The organism is Pseudomonas sp. QD4, from assembly GCF_049199125.1.
In the GTDB taxonomy this organism is placed as follows: domain Bacteria; phylum Pseudomonadota; class Gammaproteobacteria; order Pseudomonadales; family Pseudomonadaceae; genus Aquipseudomonas.
Map to the genome: position 1 here is coordinate 1 of NZ_JBLZOM010000015.1, position 22735 is coordinate 22735.

Below are 22735 nucleotides of genomic sequence, written 5' to 3' on the forward strand. Positions count from 1 at the left end.
CCCCCCCCCCCCCCCCCCCCCCCCCCGCCGCCCCCGCCCCCCCCCCCCCCCGCCCCGCCCCCCCCCCCCCCCCCCCCCCCCCCCCCCCCCCCCCCCCCCCCCCCCGCGCCAGGTGGGCGGGTCTAGCGGACGAAGATCTGCGCCGTGGTGATCGCCATGTCACCACCCGGCAGCTTGATGCTGCCGATCTGCTTCATGCTGTCGGCGTCGAAAATCGCCACGTCGTTGAAGGTCCCCGCCAGGTAGATCTTGCTCCCCGCCTTGTTGAATGAAATGCAGTAGTAGGAGTGATCGAGGGTTGCCGCCTGGATCAGCTTCTTCTGCTTGATGTCGTACTTAGCCAGGCGGTTGAGCACGCCGAACATCAGGTTCGGGTCCTTGGGCGAGCGCATGCCGCTGAAGTAGATTTCGGTCAGCGGGCCGAAGTCGGTGGTTTCGGTCTTGCCGGTTTTCAGGTCGACGCTGAACAGCCCGTAGAGGTAGTCGGCGGTGGCCGGGTCCTGCTTCTTGTCCTTGAACTTGGCGGCGGTGTAGAGCAGCGAGAAGTCATGGCGGAAGGTCTGCTGGTTCCACACGTAGAGCACGTCGGGGGCGCTGTAGTTGGCGCGTTTCCAGTGCCGACTGGGGATCAGCACATCGAACTTGCCGGTCTGTACGTTGACCTTGTACACATCGGCGCCGGCCACATACAGGGTGCCGTCGTCGCCGCTCTGCATGATGGTCAGCTGGCGCGGCGCGGGGAAGCTGCGCAGCGGCTTGGCGTTCATCCCGGCGTCGGTGGCGTAGACATCCAGTCGTGGCTGCTTGACCTCGTAGCGGTCGTTGAGCATCTGGGTCGGGTTGGCCACGGTGTACAGCTCCTTACCGTCGTGGCTGACGGTGAAGGCGAACATCGAGCGGGCCTTCTCCCCCGGCTGCTGGGTGATGCTGGCGTGGAACACCTGTTTGCAGCTGTCGAGCTCAACGCCGTAGACATCGGCGTAATGGTTGTTCAACACATAGGCGATCTTGCGGTCCGGCGACAGCTGTACCGTGCCCGGGCCGAAGGCGTCGGGCAGTTGGCAGGTCTTGTACAGGCTGTCGCTGGCCAGGTCGAGGACGTGCAGGTTGTTCGGGTAGTTGGTGGTCACCATGTATTCGTGACCGCTGTTGAGGGCCAGGCCCTCATCAGCCAACGCGGTGATGGAACAGGCGCTGAGAACCGCGCCGGCGGCCAGGCCGCATACTGTGATAGCTCGCATGCTGGAATCCTTGTGCTGTCCGGTTACTTGTCTTTGGGGAAGACGGTGCCGAGGTTGCGCCAGTTGTCGTTGGAAGCCTGGGCGTCCTTGTTCCAGTCGGGGTAGGTGCTCATCATGTCCGGCACCTGGGCCGGCCACCAGCAAGGGTCGGAGCAGCCATAGAGGTCGGCTTCCATCGGCTGGCACAGCGAGGACACGCCACCGAAGGCGTCGATTTCCCAGCCCGGGTCGGTGGTCGAGGCGCAACCGGCCACGGAGTTCATCGCCACCACTTCTTCGATGCGGTTTTCGGCGGCGGCCTGTTCCAGCTTCTGGGCTTTGTTGTTGATCGGCTTGAGATGTTTCATATCAGTGGGCCTTGCGCGGAGTGATGTAACTGCTGATGAACGCAGGGTTGTGAGCCATGATCCGGGTGTAGACCTCGATGCCGAAATCCACCCAGTCACGCATCAGTTCGCAGTAGTGATAGGTCGGGTGCGTCGGGTCGCCGTAGCGCGCATAGCTTTCGTGGTAACAGCCGCCGGAGCACAGGTTGCGGATCTGGCAGTCCTCGCAGCCGGTGTTGGTGCGGTCCAGGCGCTGGGACAGGAAGTCATTCAACTCCACCTGCTTGACCCCGCTGTGGACGTTGCCGAAGGTCGGCAGGGACGACCCGGTAAAGCGGTGGCACAGGTTGAGTTCGCCCTTGTGGTCCACCGCCAGCATCTTCAGCCCGGCGCCGCACGGCAGGGCCTTTTTGTGGCCCTCGTGGATGTCGGTGATCAGCTGGTGCAGGTTGGAGAAACCGATATTGCGGTGCTCCAGGGCCGCCTCCAGGTAACGCCGCCCCAGCTTCTTCATGTTGGCGAAGACTTCGATCAACTCCTCGCTCGACAGGTTGAAGCTGCTGATATCGCCCGAGGTCACCGGGGCGAAACCGACTTCGGCAAAACCCAGTTCGTTGAACAGGTGATCCCAGATGGTCTCGACGTCGGTGACCCCGGTGGTCAGGGTTACCCGCGCGCCCACCGGCCGGCTGTTGTAGCGCGACAGCAGCATTTCGGCCTTGCGCCGCACCACGTCATAGGTGCCCTGCCCGCCCACGGTGATGCGGTTGCGGTCGTGCACGGTCTTGGGCCCGTCGATGCTCACCGAGAGCCCGAAGCGGTGGGCATTGAGGTAGTCCACGGTGTCTTCGGTGAGCAAGGTGGCGTTGGTGGTCATGACGAACTCGACGAACTTGCCGGCCTCGCGAAAACGCTTCTCGCAGTAGTCGACCATGTACTCGATCAGCTTGCGGTTGCTCAGCGGTTCGCCGCCGAAAAACACCACCGTGAAGCGCTCTTCGTCCGGCGATTCCTTGAGCAGCATCTCCACCGAGGCCACGGCGGTGTCGATCTCCATCTTCTTGCCGGCCGAGGGCTTGTCCAGGTCTTCCTTGTAGCAGTAGGTGCAACTCAGGTTGCAGCCGGTGTTGACGTTGAGCACCACGGTGTTGATCGCCGTGCGCTCGACCCGCTTGGTGCCGATGTCCGGGGTCAGTGGCGAGCCGTCGCTGACCAGTTCCAGGGCCATCAGCTCGCGCAGGGTCTCGACCACTTCAGCGCCGCCATAGTGGCTGGCCAGGCGCTGGACCAGGTCGTCCGAAGAGCAACCCGGGCCACGCAAGGCATCGATGATGCTGCCGGTCAGTGCATCGCTGGCAAACAGCGAACTGCTGGGGATATGGAACAGCATGCGGTCGGCGTCCACCTGCACTTCGTGCAGGTTGCGCTCGACCAGATTCAAAATAGCGCCCATCGCAATCTCCTGTGCTCACCCCGGGGTTCAGGGGCGGCGGTCATTCCAGAAAAGTCGTTACAGCCCAAGGCATCGAACAACTCATGGAATGGGTGGATTGTTCCAACGTTGCACGGTGACGATCAGGTGGCCTTCGCCGGTCAGGGACTGGCCTGAGTCGTCGACGGCGGCGATCACCTTGAGGTTGCCGGCGTTGTTGGTGGACATCTTGCGCGCCGGGTTCGGCCCGGCGTCGCCCGGGGTGAACACGCCACTGTCAGCCTGCATCTGCCCGGCGAACTTGACGTCTTCGTCTTCCTTGGCGCGCTCGTCGAAGGCCTCGACCTTCCACTGCGCCGGGAATACGCCGATGCGATACGGCTTGCCATCGGCGCCCTTGCCCCAGGCTTCGGCGTCGAACCGCCCCTGGACCTTGGGCGTCGACCCGCCGCCTTCGCCAATGCGTGCCACCGAGAACGCCGGCACCACCTTGACTTCGGCGATGGCGCTGTACAGCGCCAGGTTCACGCCCTTGAGCGCGCCCACGCTGACCGCGCGCAGGCCCGGCTGGGCATTGGCCGCGGCCTTGATCCGGACCTTGATCTGCTCCGGGCTGTGGCTGACGACTTCGAGCACTTGCACGCCTTTGCCAAAGTCCGGCTGGCCTTGCAGGCCACTGCCGATCAGGGTCACTTCGGTTTCGCTGCCGGCCTTGAGGTAGCCCGGTTGCACCGCCAGCAAACGGCTGGAGCCCTGCTTGGCGGCGATAAAGTCCAGGCCGCGTTCGTCGTGCTCGGCCTCGAACATCCGCCCTTGCAGGACGTTGCCCTGGGCGGCGAATACCTGGCGCATAGTGACGCCGTCGATGCTGACGTTGCCGCGCCATTCGTAGCCGCTGTAGAGGATCGCACTGCCCTCGCCATTGAACGGGCTGCCGTCGGCGTACCGGCCCTTGACGCTGACCTTGAACTGATCGCTGCCGTCGGCGGCGACGCTCATGACCCCGGCCAGTTCACCCTTGCCCGGCAGGTGACCGCTGAAGCTCCAGTCGCCCACCAGGGCTTCGGCCTTGGGCGCACGGCTCAGCCATTGCTTCCAGGCCGGGTTGTCCAGGGGGTAACGCTTGGCCAGCAGCGGCACCATGTCCTTGCGGGCGAGATCGAACCAGTCCCGGTCGCGGGACAGCGCCTGGTATTCCAGGGACGGCCATTGCCCGAGGTGGAAGTTGACCAGCCGCTCCCATTCCTCGGCCGGCCGCCGTTGCAGCGCGACCCGCGCGCCGGAGTGGCAGCGGCCGCACATCTGGCTGGTCTGTTCGTCGAACTGCTCAACGGTGTTCAGGCGCCGCTCCAGGGCGTAGCGCACGCCATCGGTTTCGCTGGGCGCCAGGCCCTGGGTGTCGGCCAGGTATTTGACCAGGGTGCGCCGGTCGTCATCGCTGATCTGCAAGCCATGCATGGTCTGCATACGGGCAATGCTCATCAGCCAGCCTTCGGGGGTCTTGCGCTGGTGGCTGATGCGGCTCAGGCCATTGTCGGCCTCGGGCGTGTGGCAGCCCTGGCAGGTTTCCCGGAGGATGCTGGGGGCATCGCGCGCGGCCAGTGTGGGCGGGGAATGCAAGGCACTGCATACAGCCATCGCCAGCAGGCCGCTGGTCATGCCTGCTCGGATTTTTCTCTTCATCAACGTCAAACCTCCCACGGAGCTTTCTTATTTTTAGTGTGTCGTTTTTATGGTTTCTGCCACGCCCGGCAAGGCCGGTCATGGAGGCAAGAGAAACGTCTGCGGTGAGCAATACACGGAGCGTGCCAGCTTATTATTGTTCACTGAATCAAAGGCTTGTCGGCGCCTGGTGACAATACGGGGCAGTTCCGGGCCCGGGCTGCCGTTCAATTTCGCGACACGGTTCTCAGTCTGATACAGCAGCATGGCGCAGGCGCCGCGCCTGTAAAGGCCGATTGTGTCGAGCGCGACGCACGGGACGAGGCGCAACCCGAAGCGCCTGGTCCGCTGATCGGGCAAGCCTGCTAGGATGCGCGCTTAACCGCTTCAGCCCACCGGCCCGGACGTGGCCAGACAGGAACCCCGACATGCTCAATGCTCTGCTTTTCGACCTCGACGGCACCCTGACCGATACCGACCAATTGCACCTTCTGGCCTTGCAACAATTGCTGCTGGAGGAGGACGACCGGGTGTTTACCGCCGACGAGTTCGAAGCCCACGTCAGTGGCCAGGCCAATGCCAATATGTGCCGCTACCTGTTTCCACACCGGTCGGTGGCTGAACATGAAGCCTTCGCCGACCGCAAGGAAGTGCGCTTTCGCCAACTGTCGCCCCAACTGACCCCGATGCCAGGCCTGGTGCGCCTGCTGGACTTCGCCCGCGAGCAAGGTATCGGCATGTGCGTGGTGACCAACGCGCCGCGCGCCAACGCCGAGCACATGTTGCAGGTACTGGGCCTGCGCGAGCGTTTCGAGACCGTGCTGGTGGCCGAAGAGTTGCCCCGGGCCAAGCCCGATCCCCTGCCCTACCTCACCGGCCTTGAGCGCCTGAACGCACGGGCCGACAGCAGCCTGGCCTTCGAGGACTCGATTCCCGGCCTGACCGCCGCAGTCAAGGCAGGGATTTTCACCGTGGGCCTGGCCACCAGCCAAAGCCGCGAAACCCTGCTCGCCGCCGGCGCCCATCTGGTGATCGAGGATTTCAACGACCCGCTCCTGTGGCAGCAGATCGAACGCATGCTCGGCGCCAGGCCCTAGGTGAAACACGCCCAGCGCAAAAACACCGCCCGATGGGCAGTGCCTGAAACGTCTTGAGCAGGTGATCTGCCAGGAACCGGCAGAGAGAGAAAAGAAGCTCGCCCATTTATTTCGACCGTGTTGCTTGATGTCGAAACACCCCCCTTAGGCTGGGCGAGCTGCAGCAATATAGGTCTATGGCCCGGGGCATTCCATCGGACATGTCCCAAAGTCCCGGCGCTTTTTCTGGTACTCGCCTAGATTGATAGTCGTCACTTGCAAAAAACCCAGCCAGGCCCGCCAACACGCGGGCCTGTTTTTGCAGGTGGACCGTTTTTCAGCTTGTTCCAGACAACGGAAAACCCAGCTCAGCAGATCCGAAGCGCCAGAAAGCCTTAGGCAACCAATTGTTATTTAAGGTTTTTTTGAAGACAAAACTCAGTAATCGCACGCGTCTGCCGATGGTGTTTGCACAGGATCCAGGGAGCAACAGCAATGAGAAACAATCAACCCGTCACCCAACGTGAGGTGGCGCTCGCCGCACAGCAAAAACTCATCTCGACCACCGATGCTCGCGGAGTCATTACTTACTGCAACGACGCGTTCGTCGAAATCAGCGGTTTCGATCGGGCCGACCTGATTGGCGCGCCGCAAAATATCGTGCGCCATCCGGACGTGCCGCCCGCGGTCTTTGCCCATATGTGGGCGGCCCTCAAGCTGGGCAATCCGTGGATGGGGATCGTCAAGAATCGTTCGAAAAACGGCGACCACTATTGGGTCAACGCCTACGTCACGCCGATTTTCGAAGGCAGCCAGGTGGTCGGTTACGAGTCGGTACGGGTCAAGCCCACCGCCGACCAGATCCGCCGCGCGCAAGCGCTGTACCAGCGTCTGAACCAGGGCCGCGCAGCAATCCCGAGCCGCCAGCGCTGGCAACCGGCGCTGCTGTGCTGGCTGCCGTTGCTGGCCATGGCCCTGATCGGCAGCCTGAGTGCCACCCTGCTTGCCCCGCCCCTGGCCTTTGCCCTGAGCGCCGTGGTGTCGCTGCCCCTCGGGCTGTTCGCCTGGCAGCGCCAGCAGGCTGCGGCCCAGCGCTTGCTGCACTTGGCCGACGCCTCCACGTGTGATGGGCTGCTGGCGCAGATGTACAGCGATCAACAGGGTGACCAGGGGCGGCTGGAGACGGCCTTTGTCAGCCAGGATGCCCGCCTGAAAACCTGCCTCACGCGCTTGCAGGACACCGCCGAACAGCTCACCGAACAGGCGCGCCGCGCAGGCAGCCTGGCGGTCGACAGCTCCCGCGGCCTGGACCGCCAGCGCGCCGAAACCGAACAGGTGTCGACCGCGGTCAACCAGATGGCCGCCACCACCCAGGAAGTCGCCAGCCACGTGCAACGCACTGCCGACGCCACCCAGGAAGCCAATGTGCTGACCCGCCGTGGCCGCGAAGTGGCCCGCGATACCCGCGAGGCGATCCAGAAACTGTCCAACGTGGTCGGGGAAACCGGGGAAACCGTGGCCCAACTGGCCCGCGACAGCAACCAGATCGGCAGCGTGGTCGATGTGATCAAAGGCATTGCCGACCAGACCAACCTGCTGGCCCTGAACGCCGCGATCGAGGCGGCCCGGGCCGGGGACATGGGGCGCGGGTTTGCCGTGGTCGCCGATGAAGTCCGTCAACTGGCGCAGCGCACGGCCGAATCCACCACGCAAATCCACGACCTGATCAGCAAGTTGCAGAGCTCGTCCAATAACGCGGTGCAAACCATGGAGCACGGTCAGCGTCAGGCCGAAGAAGGCGTGGCCTGGGTGCTGGAGGCCGACAAGGCCCTGGTGGGGATCAGCGAAGCGGTGGCTAACATCACTGAAATGACCACCCAGATCGCCGCTGCCACAGAAGAGCAAAGCGCCGTCGCCGAGGAGATCAGCCGCAACATCAGCACCATTGCCGAGCTGGCCGACCAATCGTCGGAACAGGCCCATCACTCGGCACAGGTCAGCCAGGAACTGACCCAGACCGCCACTACCCAGTACTCGCTGGTGGAGCGTTTCAACCGCTAGCCGTCAGCCCCAGGCCCGCTGCCAGGCGGCGTCTGGGGCCGACTACCGGGGTCAATTGGCGGTCAACTGCTGCTCGTACTCCTTGACGTAGCCATTGGCCAATTGGTCCTTCTGCTTGTCGTCGAGGATCTTGCCGGCCATCTGGAAGAACTTCTGCTCTTCTTCATGCAGATGGTGATGCACCTTCTCCGATAGTTTTTTCGCCGTGGCCAGCCAGGCCGGGCTCGACATCTCGGTCTCGTCCAACTCTTCCATCAACTCATCCATCGCGTGGTGCTCGGAGATCGCATGGCGGCTGAGGTCGACGCCATTGTCGTGCTCCATCAGCGGCACGTAGAAAAACCGCTCTTCGGCCGTCTCGTGGGCCTGCAACTCGGCCTTGAGCTGGGCATAGGCTGCGGTGCGCTCGGGGGTGTCGCCTGAAGTGCGCACCAGAGCCTCGGCATAGCTGCGCTGCCGGTCGTGACTTTCGCGCAGGGCTTCGAATATGTTCAAGGGCAATCCTCCAGGTTTATGGGGCCATCTTTGCCTAGACCCTGGCGCCGAGGCGGCAGTTCAACCCAATCCCGTGCGGGCTGTCGGGAAGCTGAACAGAAGCCGGCTACGGCAACGCAGGTCCAGGGCCGCAGTTACAATTTGATACTTTCTCCCCTCCCGCAGATCACGGCCATGACCGAAGACTTCGAAGTGCCCAGCCCCCACGAGAAACACCTGGAACACGTGGCCGAACACGCCCATGCCCTGAGCGATACCTTTGCCAGCAAGATCGCGGTGATGACCGCCATCATGGCCACCCTGGGCGCACTGCTCAGCTACCAGGCGGGGTCCACCGAAAGTGAAGCGGCGATGGACAAGAACAATGCGGCAATGAAGAAGACCGAAGCCGCCAACCAGTGGAACTACTACCAGGCCAAATCCAGCCGCCAGAACCTGGCGGAACTGGCAGTGCACATCCCCGGGCTCGATGCCGCGCATTACGCCGGCGAGGCCCATCGCTACCAGGAGCAGAAGGAAGGGCTGCGCCAGCAAGCCGAAGCCCTGGAAGCGCAAGCCCGCGAGTGGGACGACAAATCCGAAGCCGCCCTGCATCAGCACCATCGCTGGGCCCAGGCCATGACCGCGATTCAGATCGCCATCTCCCTGGCCGCCATCACCCTGCTGACCCGCAAGGAATGGCTGAAAAAACTCGCCTACACCGCCGCCAGCGCCAGCGTGCTGCTGGGAGGCCTGGCCTGGCTGCACCTATAACCGCCACGGCGCCCCCATACCGTAGCCGCTGCCGAAGGCTGCGCTGGCCCTCACTCACCCCCCAAATACACCTGACACCCCACGCCGCCCATCCCGGCCAGCGCAGCCTGGCGGCAGCGGCTACCTGAGCTCTATCGTCTCCCCCGTCTCACAGGCTGTCGCAGTTTGCGAACACAAGGCCCCGCCGGCTTGCCCCTCGGCGGGCGCCAGGCCCTGCAAAACGGCGGCCTGGACGCCGATGGCACAACTGGCACAGCCATTGCGAAAGACCTTGCCTCATGCCCAACAAGAGGTCTTGCCATGTCTGTTTCTTCTCTGCTCCCGGCCACCACGGCTTTTATCCAGCGCGCGCCGCGCATGTTGATCGGCGGCGAATGGGTCGAGGCCGCCGATGGCCAGACCATGCCCCTGCGCAACCCGGCCACCGGCGAGCAACTGTGCCTGGTGCCACGCGCCACGGTTGACGATGTAGACCGCGCAGTCCTCGCCGCCCGGCACACTTTCGACGATTCGGCCTGGACCCGCACCCGCCCTCGCGAGCGGCAGAACCTGCTGTGGAAACTCGCCGACCTGATGCAGCGCGATGCCGAGTTGCTGGCGCAGCTGGAATGCCTGAACAACGGCAAAAGCGCGGCGGTGGCCCAGGTCATGGATGTGCAGTTGTCCATCGATTTTCTGCGCTACATGGCCGGCTGGGCGACCAAGATCGAGGGTTCCAGCGTCGAGGTCTCGCTGCCGTTGATGCCGGACGACCAGTTCCACAGTTTTATCCGTCGCGAAGCGGTGGGCGTGGTCGGCGCCATCGTGGCCTGGAACTTCCCGCTGCTACTGGCCTGCTGGAAGCTCGGCCCGGCCCTGGCCACCGGCTGCACCGTGGTCCTCAAGCCGGCGGATGAAACCCCGCTCAGCGCCCTGAAACTGGCCGAACTGGTGCTCGAAGCCGGCTACCCCGAAGGCGTGTTCAACGTGGTCACCGGCACCGGCATCACCGCCGGCTCGGCCCTGACCCACAACCCTTTGGTGGACAAGCTGACCTTCACCGGCTCCACCGCCGTGGGCAAGGAAATCGGCAAGATCGCCATGGACTCCATGACCCGGGTCACCCTGGAACTGGGCGGCAAATCGCCGACCATCGTCATGGCCGACGCAGACCTGGGCAGTGCCGCCGCCGGCGCTGCCAGCGCGATTTTCTTCAACCAGGGCCAGGTCTGCTGCGCCGGTTCGCGGCTGTATGTGCAGCGCAAGCATTTCGACAACGTGGTGGCCGATATCGCCGGCATCGCCAACGCCATGAAGCTCGGCAACGGCCTGGACCCCAGCGTCGACATGGGCCCACTGATCTCGGCGCGGCAACAGGAGCGGGTCTACCGCTACATCGAAATGGGCCGCGAAAGCGGCGCCACCATCGCCTGTGGCGGTGAGCAGTTCGGGCCGGGGTATTTCGTCAAGCCGACAGTGATTGTCGACGTCGACCAGAAACACTCCCTGGTGCAGGAGGAAATCTTCGGCCCGGTATTGGTGGCGATCCCCTTCGACGACGAAGCCGACGCCCTACGCATGGCCAACGACAGCCCCTACGGCCTGGGGGCGAGCATCTGGTCCAACGACCTGGCGGCGGTGCATCGGATGATCCCGCGGATCAAGTCCGGCTCGGTCTGGGTCAATTGCCACAGCGCCCTGGACCCGGCACTGCCCTTTGGCGGCTACAAAATGTCCGGGGTCGGCCGGGAAATGGGCTACGCGGCGATCGAGCACTACACCGAGCTGAAATCGGTGCTGATCAAGCTCTGATCGGCAACTACCGGGAACCCTCGGTTGATCAGGCAAATCCTGGCGGCCAGCGCTAGAGGAAATGCTCCCCGCCAGGGGCGCCGGAGGTGGTCCGGCGCCTGCCGACGACCGCCCTGTGCACGGCGCAAAGCGCTGCTACGCTCAGCCCGAGCCGGCTCGCTACCTCGCTTGAGGAGTCCCGGCTCATCCACCCACAACGCCTCATCACCACCGAAAACCTGAGGAAAGCATCATGGGATCAAATGGAAATGATCACGATTACATCCAGTGCGGTTGCCACAACCCCGTCTGGGAGGCGCTAAAAGACACCCTCGACCCCGCCAGCTATATCGCCAGCCACCCCAACGCCGCACATGGCCCGGTCAAGGACCCGAACGGCGAGTCCCTGGTGTTTCATGACGGCATCATCTACCCCTTGCGCGACGGCAATATGGACGATCGGGTCGACGCCCTGGGCATCCATGCCGGCGACGTGGTCGCCTCCGGCACCCTGGCCGACGTCGAAGCCCGCATGCAGGCCCTGGGCATCGACTACAAGAAACAGTCCCTGCACGGCAAGACCCTGCTGCCCGGCCTGGTCGAGCCCCACGCCCACATCGTGCAAAGCTGCGCCATGGATGGCTGGTTGAACCTGGGCGCGATCGAGCCCGACGACGCCGATACCGACCCGCACACAGAGAAAAAAAGCCAGCGCCTGCGGCCGCTCTATACCTGGGACTGGCTGACGAAAACCATTCAGAAAAACCTGCCCGAGGACAGTTCGAGCTGGATCCTCGGGCACCTGGTCGATCCGGCGCTGATGCCGTTCAAGGTGGTTGAGGGCGGCCTGAACCAACTGATTACCCTGCAATGTGGCGACACGCCCGAAGAGGGCTACCTGGACACCATCGAGTCCAAGCGTCCGATGCTGCTGATCAGCGCGTCGATGCACACCGCCTACATGAACACGGCGGCGAGGGATCTGGTTCATGAACGAACCGGGGTCATGGCCGAGAACGGTGTGCTGCAGGAAACCCAGATAGTGGCCGGGATCCTGTCGATTCCCGCCAAGCAGAAGCTGGAAATGCTGAAGATTTTCAAGCGCCTCGACACCTTCTTCGACACCGCTTCCAGCCGCGGGATCACCCTGCTGTACGACGCGATGGTGGATCCCCTGTCAAAGCTGGTACTGAACGCCTACTTCCTGACGCACCCCAGAAAGCTGCGGATCGGCTACGCCGCCTCCTGCAACAACTCGCTGGAAATCCTCAAACTGCTGCCCGATTACCGACCGGCCACGCGGGAAGAGGCCAAATACATGTATCAAGGCTCGATCAAGGTGATCTCGGATGGCTCCAACCAGGGCTTGACCGGCTACCAGATCGCGGACTACTGCTGCCAGACCAACGACCGCCCGGTGGGCAACTTCAATTTCTGCGACAAGGGCGAAGACACCCCGACAGCTCTCCCGGTCAAATACAGGGAATTCATCCACGCGGCGGTGAAAAAAGGCTGGCCGCTGATGATTCATGCCAACGGCGATCGGGCCATCGAATTCACCCTGAAAGCCTATGGCCTCGCCCTGCAGGGCAAGAGCGGCCTGGACAAGCGCCATCGCATCGAACACTGCTCGCTGCTGAACAAAAGCACCCTGGAGACCATGCAGCAACTGGGCCTGTCGCCGAGCTTTCTGATTGGCCATGTCGGGTACTGGGGCTACGCCTTCGATAAAGCCATTTTCGAAAAAAAGGCCGAGGAGATGCTCGACCTCTGCAAGTCGGCCCTGGACTACAAACTGCGGATCTCCCTGCACAGCGACTACTCGGTCACCCCCCTGGGGCCCCTGCGCTCGATGGAGCAGGCGATCACCCGCAAGATGGAAGGCATCCGCAAAAGTGTTGTGGACCCGACCTTTATCGACGATCCGCGCCTGCAACCCATCCTCAATGAAGGCGAGTGCCTGACCCGCAAGCAGGCGTTGAAAGCCATCACCTACGACGCCGCCTGGCAGTGCCATGCCGAGGCCTGGACCGGGTCCTTGCAGGATCAGAACTTCGCCGACTTCGTGATCCTCGATCAGGACCCGCTGGACGAGAAGTTCCCGGCCACCCAGATTCGCGACATCAAAGTCTGCGAAACCTGGAAAGGCGGCCAGCGGGTGTACCTCAACCCTCATAACTGACCGCTGGCCAGTGCACACCGGGGGCTGCTTGAGCCCCCGGTTTTTTTCAGCCATGACCAGGTTCGATGGCGGCGGTGCGGATCACGAGCCAGACCGCTCCTGCCATTGGTTGGGTGTTTCGCGGACGTGGGCGCAGGGCTTAAGGCCGATACCCCTGAGACAGCAACCAGCCACGTATCACCCGATCCTGCTCCGGGCTCAGTTGCGCCAGGGCCTGGGTCGCGCCCTGGCTGCGCAAGCGGCGCAACAGCGGCGCCAGCTCCACCCCCTTCACATGCCAGATCCCCAGGGGCTGATCCGGGGTGACCACCACTTCGGCTTCATCCACCAGGCCATCACGCAACACCGGCGCGCGCTCGATGCGCAAGGCGGCAAAATCCACGCTGGCGTGGGCCTGCTGCCGGTCCGGCCACTGTCGGCGGGCCTGCCAGAACGGCTGCTCGGACCAGCGCTGCTCTTCGGCGTAGAAATCCCGGCCGATACGGGCGAAACGCTGGAACAGATGCTCCACCCGTTGCCCATGGAAACGCTGCGCCAGCGCCCCGTTCTGTGGGCGCTGCAACAGGGTGTTGATCACCGCCGGGGCCTGCAAGGCCGAGGACAGGGACTGGAAAATGCCATTGCCGGACAAGGGGTCCACGGCCATCGCTGCGTCGCCGACCCGCAGCCAGCGGGCGCCACACACCTGGGGGTTGAGGATCGCCGTGCTGCTGCGGGCATGCAGGTGCAATTGCTGCTCCTCGCCATCGGCAAAAAACTCCCGGGCCATGGCCGACGCCTGGCGGCGCTGGCGACAGTACTCCGGCAACTGCGCCTTGCCCGGCAGCCCGGCGCTGGCCACATCCAGGGTCAGTTGCCAGTAGCACTGGCCATCGGCGCGCCGGGCCATCCAGGCCCAGCCATCCTCCAGGCTGTACACCGCGCTGGCGGCGCTGCCGGCGGGGCCTTGCCAACGATTGAGCAGGCTGACAGTTTCCGGGCCGCGCATGCCCTTGCCGGCGCCTTGGCGCAGACCTTTGTCCAGCCCCGGCGCCTGCCGCCCACGGGCCTCCACCAAAAATTCGCCAATCTGCTCGGCCTGCCCTTGCACCTGGACCCGATGCCCGGCCTCAGTGGACTGCACACCCAGCACCCGGCCCTCGATCAGTTGCACGCCGGCCTCGCGCAAGGCCTCCCGCAGGCCGCGGTCGAACGCCGGGCGGTCCAGCAGGTATTCGATGTTCTGCGCATGCTCCTCGCCGTTCCACGCCACCCGTCGCTGGGAAGGTTGCAGGGCCTGGGCCAGCGCCTGTTCCAGGCCGGCACCGCGCAAGGCTTCAAGGACCCGCACCGAAACGCCCTCCAGGGCTGGAAAACGCCGCCAGTCGCTGATCAGGGTCACCGGGTAGCCGAGGCGACGCAGCCCCAGGGCCACCGCGGCCCCGGCCGGCCCCGCGCCGAGGATCAGGATGGCGTGCATGGCACGTGCCGGCGTTCCGGGCCCCGATAGTGGGCGTTGTCCTGCAGCCACTGCAGGACCTGGGCCTTGCCGGCGTCCGGGTGGGCGCCCAGGTAAGCGGCGATATGCCCGCTCAGGGCCGCGCACCCCAGGCTGGCACCGGATTGCCCCGGGCTGCTGCCGCGCACGCAGGCGGCGAAATCCGCCTGGGCGCTATTGAGCCATGACCACTGCTGCGCGCTGCACCGCGCATCGCCGGTGACGCGCAACACCCCGGGGTAATTGGCCGGAAACACCGCCTCGCCCTGGGCCGGGCTGGACGCGCACAGCAGCACGCCGCGGGCCTCGGCGGCGGCGCAGGCCTGGCGCAGCAACTCGCGATCCTGGCGCAGGCCCAGGCTCAGGTTGATCAGCCGTACGTCCTGCTCCAGCAGCCAGTACAGCGCGGCGCTCACTTGCGCAGCGCTGGTGACCCCGCGCTGATCGAAGACCTGGGCCACATACAGCCGCGCGCGGGGTGCACGCAGGCCGATGGCCTCGACCACCGCACTGCCGTGGCCCAGGGCATCCTCCTGCAATGGGTCGCCGCCGACCCCATCCGGTTGCAGGAAGAAACGCCGTCCGCCCGCCACTCGCTGATGAGCGGCATGGCCGCTGTCGATCACGCCGATGCGCAGCTCAGGTTGCATGGGCCACCTCCACTGTGCGCAGTACCCCGTCCTGCAAGGTAAAACGCAGATCGGCATCGGCCAGGGTCGAAGGCCGGTGACTGATCAGGATCCGTGTGCGACCGGCGAACAACCGGTCGATGGCCTCGATCACCTCACGTTCAGTGGCTTCGTCCACCGCCGAGGTGGCTTCGTCCAGCACCAGAATCATCGGATCCTGAAGCAGGGCCCGGGCAATGGCGATGCGCTGTTTCTGCCCGCCGGAGAGTTGCTGGCCGCGCTCGCCCAGGGGGCTGTCCAGGCCTTCGGGCAGGGACTCGATCAGCCCCTGCAATTGCGCCAGCCGCGCCACTGCGGCCACGGCTTCCCGGCTAGCATCGGGCACGCTGTAGGCCAGGTTGTCCGCCAGGCTGCCGCGAAACAGCACGATATCCTGGCTGACCACCGCCACCCGCCGGCGCAATTGCGTCAGGTCCAGCTGGCGCAGGTCGACACCGCCCAGCAGCACCTGCCCGGATTGCGGATCGTGGTGGCGCTGCAGCAGGTCGACCAGGGTGCTTTTGCCCGCCCCCGAGCTGCCGCTGAGTGCCACCTTGCGGCCGTAGGGAATCCGCGCTTCGATGCCCTGCAGGGTCATGCCGCGCCCCGGGTGGCTGAAGTGCACATTCTGGAAATGCAGCTCGCCCTGCTCCGGCACCGGCAGCGGCGCCTCGGGGTTGCTGATGCCGGGTTCTTCGCCGCGCAGTTCCATGACCCGGCCCAGGCTCACGGTCATGCGCTGGATCGCCACGTACAGGCCGAGCAGGCTCTGCACCGGTCCCACCGCCATGCCCAGGTAGGTGGAAAAGGCAATCAGCGCCCCCAGTTGCCAGGTGCCCTGCACCACCCAGTAGCCGCCAATCAGAAAGGCACAGGCCCGGGACAATGAGGTCAGGGTGCCGGGCACCGCCTGGGTGAAGAACTCGGTGACTTGCAGCTTCAGCAACTGCTGCATGTAACCCTTGCCGAGGCTGTCCAGGCGCCGTGCCTCGCGCTGCTGCTGGCCGGCGCTCTGGATAAACTTCATCACCGGCAGGGTTTCGACCATAAACGAGGACATGTCCGCCGAACGCTCGCGCAACTGGCGCACGTCGCGCTCGACCTTGCGCCGCATCCAGCGCAGCCACAGCACGTCCAGCGGGATCAGCACCAGGGCCAGCAGCGAGAGTTTCCAGGACAGGGTCAAGAGCATGGCCAGGGCCACCACCAGGCCGATCACGCTGGAGACCGCCGAGAACAGCGAGTCCACGGCGAAGCGCTGGATCTCGGCCACATCGCCGTCCAGCCGCGACATCAGGTCACCGATCCGGCGCTGCCCGTAAAAACCCGGCGACAGCCGTTGCAGGTGCTGATAGAGGTCGTCGCGCAGGGCGAACAGAATGCGCCCGGACAGCCGCGTGTGCAGGTAGCGATTGATCCCGGACAGCGCCGTGCCCAGCAGGCCGGCGCCGATCATCAGCACGGCGATCAGCACCAGCATGGAAAAATCACGGGCCAGCAAGCCGTCGTCGATCAACAGCTTGGTCAACCAGGGCTGCACCAGCACCAGCGACGAGGCACAGGCCGAGAGCCCGAGCAGGCCGGCGATGGCCAGGCGATGGGGCCGGACAAAGGCATATAACCACTGCAACGCGCCCTGCAAGGCCTCGGGATTGGGGCTGTCTACCAGCCGGCCGATCAGGCGCCGCATCAACTGCGCAACTGTTTGAGCTTGCGGTACAGCGTCGCGCGGCTGATGCCCAGGGCGTCGGCCGCCGCCGAGACATTGCCCTGGTGGCTGTCCAGGGAACTGCGGATCAGTTCCAGCTCGTTCTCGCGGATGCTGCCGGCCTGAGGCCGTTCGCTGGCGTTGAGTTCATCGAGCATGCTGTCCGGCAGATGCTCCAGGGTCAGGGCGCTCTCGCCCTCTTCGCGCATGGCCAGGGCCGTGCGCAGGACCATCTCCAGCTGGCGGATATTGCCCGGCCAGTGGTACGCCTCGAGCAGTTGCCGCAGATCATCGGCCAAGGCCACGCCGGGGCTGCCGAGCTTGCCGAGCAGGACGCCCAGCAGCGCGCCGAAATCCTCGCGCTCGCGCAGGGCCGGGAGCATCACACTGATGCCATTGACCCGGTAGAACAGGTCTTCGCGAAAGTGTTTGTCCTCCACCAAGCGCTTGAGGTCGCGGTGGGTGGCGCAGATCAGCGCGACGTCGATGTCCTGCTCTTCACCTGCGCCCAGGGGCGCCACCTTGCGGTCCTGCAACACCCGCAGCAATCGCGCCTGCAAGGCCAGGGGCATGTCGCCGATTTCATCGAGAAACAGCGTGCCGCCGTGAGCCTGTTGCAGGCGGCCGATCATCCCGCCACGGCGCGAACCGGTGAAGGCGCCTTCGCGGTAGCCGAACAGTTCCGACTCGATCAGGCCTTCGGGGATCGCCGCGCAGTTGACCGCGATAAAGGGTTTGTCGCTGCGGCTGCCGGCCAGGTGCAGGGCCCGGGCAATCACTTCCTTGCCGGTGCCGGTCTCGCCCAGCAACAACACCGGCAAAGCGTTGGCCAAGCCCTGGCGCGCCATGCGCAAGGCTCGGGCGTAACGCTGGTTACTGCCGGCCAGATGCTCCAGCGGCGGTTGCACGGGAGCGGCCTTGGGCACGGCCCGCGGCGCGCTGCTGAGGTTGAGCGAACGCTGGGGCGCGCGCAGGGTTTTGTAGAACAGTTCGCCCTTGGCGGTTTGCAGGCTGCCGACGCCGCCTTGCTGCAAGCGCGCGAGCAGTTGCAGGCCATCGACCCCGAGGAACTCCTCGCAGCGCCGCCCCACCAGGGCCGCACGCGGTGCATTGAGCAATTGGCAGGCCTGGGTGCTGACCGCCAGGATCTGCCCGCCCAGGCTCAGGGCCAGCAAGCCCTGCCAGGGGGATTCGAGGTACTGCCGACGGCTGTGGAAGGCCAGGACGATCTGTTCGGGATAGGTGGCGTTGAACACCCGGCTTTCAATCTGGCTGACCGCCATGGCCAGCAGCGTGGTGCTGTCCTGGGCCCTTCCCAGCGGCCCTTCGCGGGTCAGGTCGAGCACGCCGAGGATCTCGCCCTGGGGGCAATGGATGGGCACCGAGGTGCAGGAAAAATCACTCAGGCGGTCCAGGTAGTGTTCACCGCAATCGATCAGAGTCGGCCGTGCTTCCACCAGGGCCGTGCCCAGGGCGTTGGTGCCACGGGCCGCCTCGCTCCAGCAGGCGCCGAGGGTGATGTCCTGCAAGCCGCTGCCCTTGAGGCGATCGGCACGCCCTTCGACCGCGAGGATGGTGGCGTCGGAGTTGGCGAGGATGATCAGCCCGTCCTTGCCCTGACGCTCGGCCAGGTAGTCGATGGCCGGCATCGCGGCATCGAGCAACAAGCGGTTGCTGGACAGCAGCAGCTCGAGGCTGGCGCTGGATTCCAGGGCCAGCTCGTGCTGACCATTGAAGTGCACGCCATGGCTGAGGCTGCGCCGCCATGAGGCATCGATTTCTGCGCGCAATACACCGTCGGGGACTTCGCCCTCCAGGTGCAGCTTCTCCCGGGCCAGCCGGGCTTCGTGTGGCAGTTCAGCGTTTCTTGTTTTTATAAGAGTCATCAAGCGCTCCGAATCGGTCCGCCCGGTACCTCCCCGATCCATTCCCTTGGGTTGCGAGAAGCACGCAAGCCAAGGCAAATGTCTACACCCGGTTCAGATGGCAGTAAAGAAAAGTTTGGCCCGGCACCGCGGACACCCATTCCCTTCAAGCAAAACCTGCGCCATGGGTTGCGGCGCCGGGCCATCTTTACGTTAACGTCAAGCCAATGGCAAGCGCCGTCTGCCCTGGCCCCGCGACGGGTCGGCGGGACCTGGGCCTCGGGCGCTATCACCCGTAGGCGGATCGCCCCGGGTCAGAGCTTCCAGGCCTCGCTGTCGGCAAAGAAGGCCCGGGCATTGTCCTCCAGGCTTTCCAGGTGATACCCGCCTTCCTGGACGATCAGGCACGGCAGACCCAGGCTGCGGATCCGCTCACCCAGGGTGGCGAAGCCATCCCGGGTCACGGCCACTTTGCTTTGCGGGTCCAACTCATAGATATCAAAGCCCAGGGACAGCACCAGCACCTCGGCACCGAAACGCTGCACCGCGTCCAGCGCAGTTTCCAGCTGGGCCAGGAAATCCCCTTCGCTGGCGCCGTGGGGCATCGGCAGGTTGAGGTTATAGCCCGTCCCCGGTCCCTCGCCGCGCTCGTCGGCAAACCCGGTCACGCCTGGGTAAAAGTTGGTCGGGTCGCCATGCACCGAGACATACAGCACGTCGTCCCGCTGGTAGAAAATCTCCTGGATGCCTTGGCCGTGGTGCATGTCGGTGTCGAGCACCGCGACCCGGGCATATTTCTCCCGCAGCACCTGGGCCGCCACTGCCGCGTTGTTCAGGTAGCAGAAGCCGCCTGCGGCTTCGGCCCGCGCGTGGTGGCCCGGTGGGCGGCACAAGGCGTAGGCCGCCGGCTCACCGTCGAGCAATTCCTGGGCCCCGGCGATGGCACTTTGCGCCGACCAGTAGGCTGCACGCCAAGTCGACTCACCCACCGGGCAACTGCCGTCGGCCAGGTAGCACGCGGCCTGGGCCAGGACCCCGCGCAGGGCATTGGGCTCACGCACGAAGATGTTGGACATCACCTCATCGCCCCAGTCTTCGGGGATGTCCTTCCAGCCCTGGTGCGCATCCTGCAGAAACGTCAGGTACGGCGCGCCGTGTACCGCCAGCAATGGGGCCATCCCGGCATCCCGTGGCTGCTCGACGGCAAAGCCCAGGGAGTGTGCGGCCTGCACCAGGCGCTGGGCGCGCTCCGGCACCTCCTGGGGTATGCGCATCTGGCCGCGCGAGTAGTAGCTGCGTGGGTGGTGGAGCAACTGTTCGGGGTGGAAAAAACTGCGCATGACCTTCTCCTTATTCAACCTGGCCAGCTCGGGCCAGCACGGCGTTAAGCAATACATCGGCGCCCTGGCGCACATCCTGGGGCAGCACGTCTTCGGCTTCGTTGTGGCTCAGGCCGCCGACACAGGGGATAAACACCATGGCCGTCGGGCAGTAACGCGCCAGCAGAATCGCGTCGTGACCCGCGCCGCTGACAATCGACTGCTGAGGATAGCCCAGGCCATCCACCGCCTGCTGCACGGCGGCCACGCATTGGGCGTCGAAGGGCGTGGCCGGGCTGACCCAGTGCGGGCTGACGCTGACCCGCAGGCCGCGCTGGTGAGCAATGGCCTCCAGGCGTTCGCGCAATTGCTGTTCCATGGCGGCGATCTGCTGGTCCTGGTGATGACGCAGGTCCACGGTGAACTGCACTACGCCCGGGATGGTGTTGCGCGACGACTTGGCAATGCTCAACTCGCCCACCGTGGTCAGGCCTTGGGGGGCGAAGTCGGCCGCCAGGGTCTCGACCGCGAGGATCATCTGCGCGGCGCCATACAACGCATCCTTGCGCAGCGGCATCGGCGTGGTCCCGGCGTGGGCGGCCATGCCTTCGACCTGTACGTCGAGCCAGCGAATCGCCTGGCCGCCGCTGACCACGCCGATGCTCTTGGCGTTGTCTTCGAGGATCGGCCCCTGCTCGATGTGTGCCTCGAAGTAGGCATCCACCGGCCCGCCCAGCGGTCGCTGGCCGGCATATCCGGTGCGTTGCAAGGCCTCGGCGACACTGATGCCGGCGGCATCGCGCACAGCCAGTGCGGCCTCCAGCGGCATGACCCCGGTGAACACCGCCGAGCCGAACATGGCCGGGGTAAAGCGCGCGCCCTCTTCGTTGGTCCACACCGCCACCTCCAGCGGCTTGCGGGTGCGGATCTGCAAATCGTCCAGGCGCCGCAGCACTTCCAGCCCGGCCAGCACGCCATAGACCCCGTCGAACCGTCCGCCTTCGGGCTGGGTATCGAGGTGGCTGCCGATCATCACCGGGGCCGCCTGGGGGTCGGTGCCGGGACGGCGGGCAAACAGGTTACCGATCGGGTCGACACTCAGGGTCAGCCCGGCCTCGGTGCACCAGTGGGCAAACAGTTCGCGACCGGCCTGGTCCTCGGCGCTCAGCGCCAGGCGGCAGCTGCCACCACGGGCCGTGGCGCCGATTTCAGCCATGGCCATCAAACTCGCCCAGAGGCGTTCGCCATTGATTTTCAACATGGGTTCTTCTCCAGAATAAGTCAGGCGCTTGCGGCCATTTCCAGGCGCTGGGCTGCGGCATGCCGCCGAGCCAGGGCCAATACACAGATCAGCGACACCGCGGCGATCAGGCTGTAGAACAGCGCCATCGGCCACCATTGCCCGGCGAATTCATGGGCCAGCCAGGTGCCGATCAGCGGTGTCAGGCCACCGGCCAGCGCGCCGCACACCTGGTACGCCAGGGAAATCGCGGTGTAGCGCACCCGGGTCTCGAACATGCCGCTGACGTAGCCGGCGATCACCGCATAGAAGGACGCCATGCACACCACCGCCAGCGCGATACCGAGGATGATCAGCGGCGCCTGGGCCGAGCTGACCAGCACAAACATCGGGTACGGCGAGGCCATGGCCAGCAGTGACACCAGGCACAGGAAGCGCGTGGCGCCGATCTTCTCGGCGGTCCAGGCCGCCAACGGCTGGATGCAGAACTGAATGATCGCCACCACAAACAGGCATTCGAGAATCAGCGAACGCGGCAGCTCAAGCTGCTGGGTGGTGTAGGCAATCATGAAGGTGTTGGTGAAATACACCCCGGCGATCCCCAGGGTATTGGCCCCGATGCACAGCAACAGCGGGCGCCAGGCGGTCTGCAGCACCTCCATCACCGGCGCCTGCTCCTTGCGTACCGAGGTCCGCGCCTGTTCGCGGCTGGCCAGAAACTCCGGCGACTCGTTGACCCCCAGGCGAATCACCAGCCCCACCAGCAGCAACAGCGCGCTGGCCAGGAACGGCAGGCGCCAGCCCCAGCTCATCAGCGCCTCTTCAGGCAGGCGGGTGACGGCACTGAAGGCCAGCAGCGACAGGATCAAACCGGCCGGGCTGCCGAGCTGAGCAAAGGAGGCGAAGAAATTGCGCCGGCCCTTGGGCGCATGTTCGCCGGCCATCAGCACCGCACCGCCCCATTCGCCACCCACGGCAATGCCTTGGACGATGCGCAGCAGCACCAGCAGCACCGGCGCCAGCGCGCCGATCTGGGCATAGGTCGGCAACAGGCCGATGCACACGGTGACCACGCCCATCATCAGCAAGGTGATGACCAGGGACTTCTTGCGTCCGATGCGATCGCCGATATGGCCGAAGATGATCCCGCCCAGGGGCCGGGCGAAGAACCCCACGGCGAAGGTGCCAAAGGCGGCCATGGTGCTGAACAGTTTGTCGTCGGAGGGGAAGAACAAGGCGCCGAACACCAGCGCGGCGGCGGTGGCGTAAATGTAAAAGTCGTACCACTCGATCATGGTGCCGATAAAGGCGGCGGCCGCGGCACGGCGTGGTTGAGCAGAAGCGGCAAGCTTCATGGGATCAGGCTCCTTGGCTATTTTTTTTGGCAGGAGAGAATAGTGAACACGCAGGCGCTCTGGCGGCGCTTGTCTGGAAGGGATTTATCGTCGCGGGGCTATAAT

16 protein-coding genes and 2 pseudogenes are annotated in these 22735 nt (G+C 64.9%); 6 read left to right on the top strand and 12 right to left on the bottom strand.

The genetic code is table 11. The annotated features are described in order from the left end of the window. Nucleotides 1-122: 122 nt before the first annotated feature. The 4 genes from peaD to peaA all read right to left on the bottom strand — a co-directional run bounded on the left by peaD (nt 123) and on the right by peaA (nt 4682). Nucleotides 123-1241 (bottom strand): quinohemoprotein amine dehydrogenase subunit beta, encoded by a 1119-nt coding sequence (peaD, locus tag ACOZJV_RS34420; protein ID WP_078473865.1) that lies wholly within the window; start codon nt 1239-1241, stop codon nt 123-125. 23 nt (nt 1242-1264) lie between these two features. Then, entirely contained in the window at nt 1265-1588 is a 324-nt protein-coding gene (qhpC, locus tag ACOZJV_RS34425) for a quinohemoprotein amine dehydrogenase subunit gamma (protein WP_078473866.1), read from the bottom strand. A 1-nt stretch (nt 1589) separates the two neighbouring features. Then, nucleotides 1590-3020 (bottom strand): quinohemoprotein amine dehydrogenase maturation protein, encoded by a 1431-nt coding sequence (peaB, locus tag ACOZJV_RS34430; protein ID WP_078473867.1) that lies wholly within the window; start codon nt 3018-3020, stop codon nt 1590-1592. A gap of 81 nt (nt 3021-3101) precedes the next feature. Continuing rightward, nucleotides 3102-4682, bottom strand: a complete 1581-nt coding sequence (gene peaA, locus ACOZJV_RS34435) for a quinohemoprotein amine dehydrogenase subunit alpha (protein ID WP_421549589.1) — start codon at nt 4680-4682, stop codon at nt 3102-3104. Nucleotides 4683-5089: 407 nt separating this feature from the next. On the opposite strand from peaA, the gene ACOZJV_RS34440 reads away from it, so the two are divergent. From ACOZJV_RS34440 to ACOZJV_RS34450, 3 genes and pseudogenes are all read left to right on the top strand, one after another. Then, the gene (locus ACOZJV_RS34440) at nt 5090-5758 is read left to right on the top strand and encodes an HAD family hydrolase (protein ID WP_421549590.1); all 669 of its coding nucleotides are present in this window, start codon (nt 5090-5092) and stop codon (nt 5756-5758) included. A gap of 474 nt (nt 5759-6232) precedes the next feature. After that, nucleotides 6233-6505 (top strand): annotated as a pseudogene (locus ACOZJV_RS34445) (PAS domain-containing protein); the annotation flags it as partial. A gap of 348 nt (nt 6506-6853) precedes the next feature. Continuing rightward, nucleotides 6854-7798, top strand: a pseudogene (locus ACOZJV_RS34450) (methyl-accepting chemotaxis protein); the annotation flags it as partial. Between the two features lie 51 nt (nt 7799-7849). On the opposite strand, the gene ACOZJV_RS34455 reads toward ACOZJV_RS34450, so the two are convergent. Beyond that, nucleotides 7850-8293 carry a hemerythrin domain-containing protein gene (locus tag ACOZJV_RS34455; RefSeq protein WP_078473871.1) on the bottom strand — a complete coding sequence of 148 codons (444 nt, stop codon included), beginning with the start codon at nt 8291-8293 and terminating at the stop codon, nt 7850-7852. Between the two features lie 174 nt (nt 8294-8467). On the opposite strand from ACOZJV_RS34455, the gene ACOZJV_RS34460 reads away from it, so the two are divergent. From ACOZJV_RS34460 to ACOZJV_RS34470, 3 genes are all read left to right on the top strand, one after another. After that, on the top strand, nt 8468-9046 hold the full coding sequence (locus tag ACOZJV_RS34460) for a DUF4337 domain-containing protein (protein ID WP_078473872.1): 579 nt from the start codon (nt 8468-8470) through the stop codon (nt 9044-9046). A gap of 300 nt (nt 9047-9346) precedes the next feature. Next, entirely contained in the window at nt 9347-10837 is a 1491-nt protein-coding gene (locus tag ACOZJV_RS34465) for an aldehyde dehydrogenase family protein (RefSeq protein WP_421549591.1), read from the top strand. Nucleotides 10838-11069: 232 nt separating this feature from the next. Beyond that, nucleotides 11070-12998, top strand: a complete 1929-nt coding sequence (locus tag ACOZJV_RS34470; protein ID WP_421549592.1) for an amidohydrolase — start codon at nt 11070-11072, stop codon at nt 12996-12998. Nucleotides 12999-13137: 139 nt separating this feature from the next. On the opposite strand, the gene qhpG is transcribed toward ACOZJV_RS34470, so the two are convergent. The 7 genes from qhpG to ACOZJV_RS34505 all read right to left on the bottom strand — a co-directional run bounded on the left by qhpG (nt 13138) and on the right by ACOZJV_RS34505 (nt 22630). After that, nucleotides 13138-14457: a flavin-dependent monooxygenase QhpG gene (gene qhpG / locus ACOZJV_RS34475; RefSeq protein WP_421549593.1), complete on the bottom strand. Its 1320-nt coding sequence runs from the start codon at nt 14455-14457 to the stop codon at nt 13138-13140. Then, nucleotides 14442-15125, bottom strand: coding sequence for a subtilisin-like serine protease QhpE (gene qhpE / locus ACOZJV_RS34480; RefSeq protein ID WP_421549594.1), 684 nt, complete (start codon nt 15123-15125; stop codon nt 14442-14444). The genes qhpG and qhpE overlap by 16 nt, the downstream gene beginning before the upstream one ends. Beyond that, complete coding sequence (locus ACOZJV_RS34485; protein WP_201131840.1) at nt 15115-16833, bottom strand: ABC transporter ATP-binding protein; 1719 nt, start codon at nt 16831-16833, stop codon at nt 15115-15117. Before ACOZJV_RS34485 ends, qhpE begins: the two co-directional genes overlap by 11 nt. Further along, entirely contained in the window at nt 16833-18737 is a 1905-nt protein-coding gene (locus tag ACOZJV_RS34490) for a sigma-54-dependent Fis family transcriptional regulator (protein ID WP_201131841.1), read from the bottom strand. The genes ACOZJV_RS34485 and ACOZJV_RS34490 overlap by 1 nt, the downstream gene beginning before the upstream one ends. Before the next feature lie 293 nt (nt 18738-19030). Beyond that, nucleotides 19031-20056 (bottom strand): histone deacetylase family protein, encoded by a 1026-nt coding sequence (locus tag ACOZJV_RS34495; protein ID WP_421549595.1) that lies wholly within the window; start codon nt 20054-20056, stop codon nt 19031-19033. 10 nt (nt 20057-20066) lie between these two features. Then, on the bottom strand, nt 20067-21296 hold the full coding sequence (locus ACOZJV_RS34500) for a Zn-dependent hydrolase (protein WP_078473880.1): 1230 nt from the start codon (nt 21294-21296) through the stop codon (nt 20067-20069). Nucleotides 21297-21316: 20 nt separating this feature from the next. Next, entirely contained in the window at nt 21317-22630 is a 1314-nt protein-coding gene (locus ACOZJV_RS34505) for an MFS transporter (RefSeq protein WP_020297299.1), read from the bottom strand. Nucleotides 22631-22735 lie beyond the last annotated feature (105 nt).

Bases quoted from the DNA above. Each gene is read 5' to 3' on its own strand.
- peaD (WP_078473865.1), bottom strand. From the start codon at position 1,241: ATGCGAGCTATCACAGTATGCGGCCTGGCCGCCGGCGCGGTTCTCAGC.
- qhpC (WP_078473866.1), bottom strand. From the start codon at position 1,588: ATGAAACATCTCAAGCCGATCAACAACAAAGCCCAGAAGCTGGAACAG.
- peaB (WP_078473867.1), bottom strand. From the start codon at position 3,020: ATGGGCGCTATTTTGAATCTGGTCGAGCGCAACCTGCACGAAGTGCAG.
- peaA (WP_421549589.1), bottom strand. From the start codon at position 4,682: ATGAAGAGAAAAATCCGAGCAGGCATGACCAGCGGCCTGCTGGCGATG.
- ACOZJV_RS34440 (WP_421549590.1), top strand. From the start codon at position 5,090: ATGCTCAATGCTCTGCTTTTCGACCTCGACGGCACCCTGACCGATACC.
- ACOZJV_RS34460 (WP_078473872.1), top strand. From the start codon at position 8,468: ATGACCGAAGACTTCGAAGTGCCCAGCCCCCACGAGAAACACCTGGAA.
- ACOZJV_RS34465 (WP_421549591.1), top strand. From the start codon at position 9,347: ATGTCTGTTTCTTCTCTGCTCCCGGCCACCACGGCTTTTATCCAGCGC.
- ACOZJV_RS34470 (WP_421549592.1), top strand. From the start codon at position 11,070: ATGGGATCAAATGGAAATGATCACGATTACATCCAGTGCGGTTGCCAC.
- qhpG (WP_421549593.1), bottom strand. From the start codon at position 14,457: ATGCACGCCATCCTGATCCTCGGCGCGGGGCCGGCCGGGGCCGCGGTG.
- qhpE (WP_421549594.1), bottom strand. From the start codon at position 15,125: ATGCAACCTGAGCTGCGCATCGGCGTGATCGACAGCGGCCATGCCGCT.
- ACOZJV_RS34485 (WP_201131840.1), bottom strand. From the start codon at position 16,833: ATGCGGCGCCTGATCGGCCGGCTGGTAGACAGCCCCAATCCCGAGGCC.
- ACOZJV_RS34490 (WP_201131841.1), bottom strand. From the start codon at position 18,737: ATGACTCTTATAAAAACAAGAAACGCTGAACTGCCACACGAAGCCCGG.
- ACOZJV_RS34495 (WP_421549595.1), bottom strand. From the start codon at position 20,056: ATGCGCAGTTTTTTCCACCCCGAACAGTTGCTCCACCACCCACGCAGC.
- ACOZJV_RS34500 (WP_078473880.1), bottom strand. From the start codon at position 21,296: ATGTTGAAAATCAATGGCGAACGCCTCTGGGCGAGTTTGATGGCCATG.
- ACOZJV_RS34505 (WP_020297299.1), bottom strand. From the start codon at position 22,630: ATGAAGCTTGCCGCTTCTGCTCAACCACGCCGTGCCGCGGCCGCCGCC.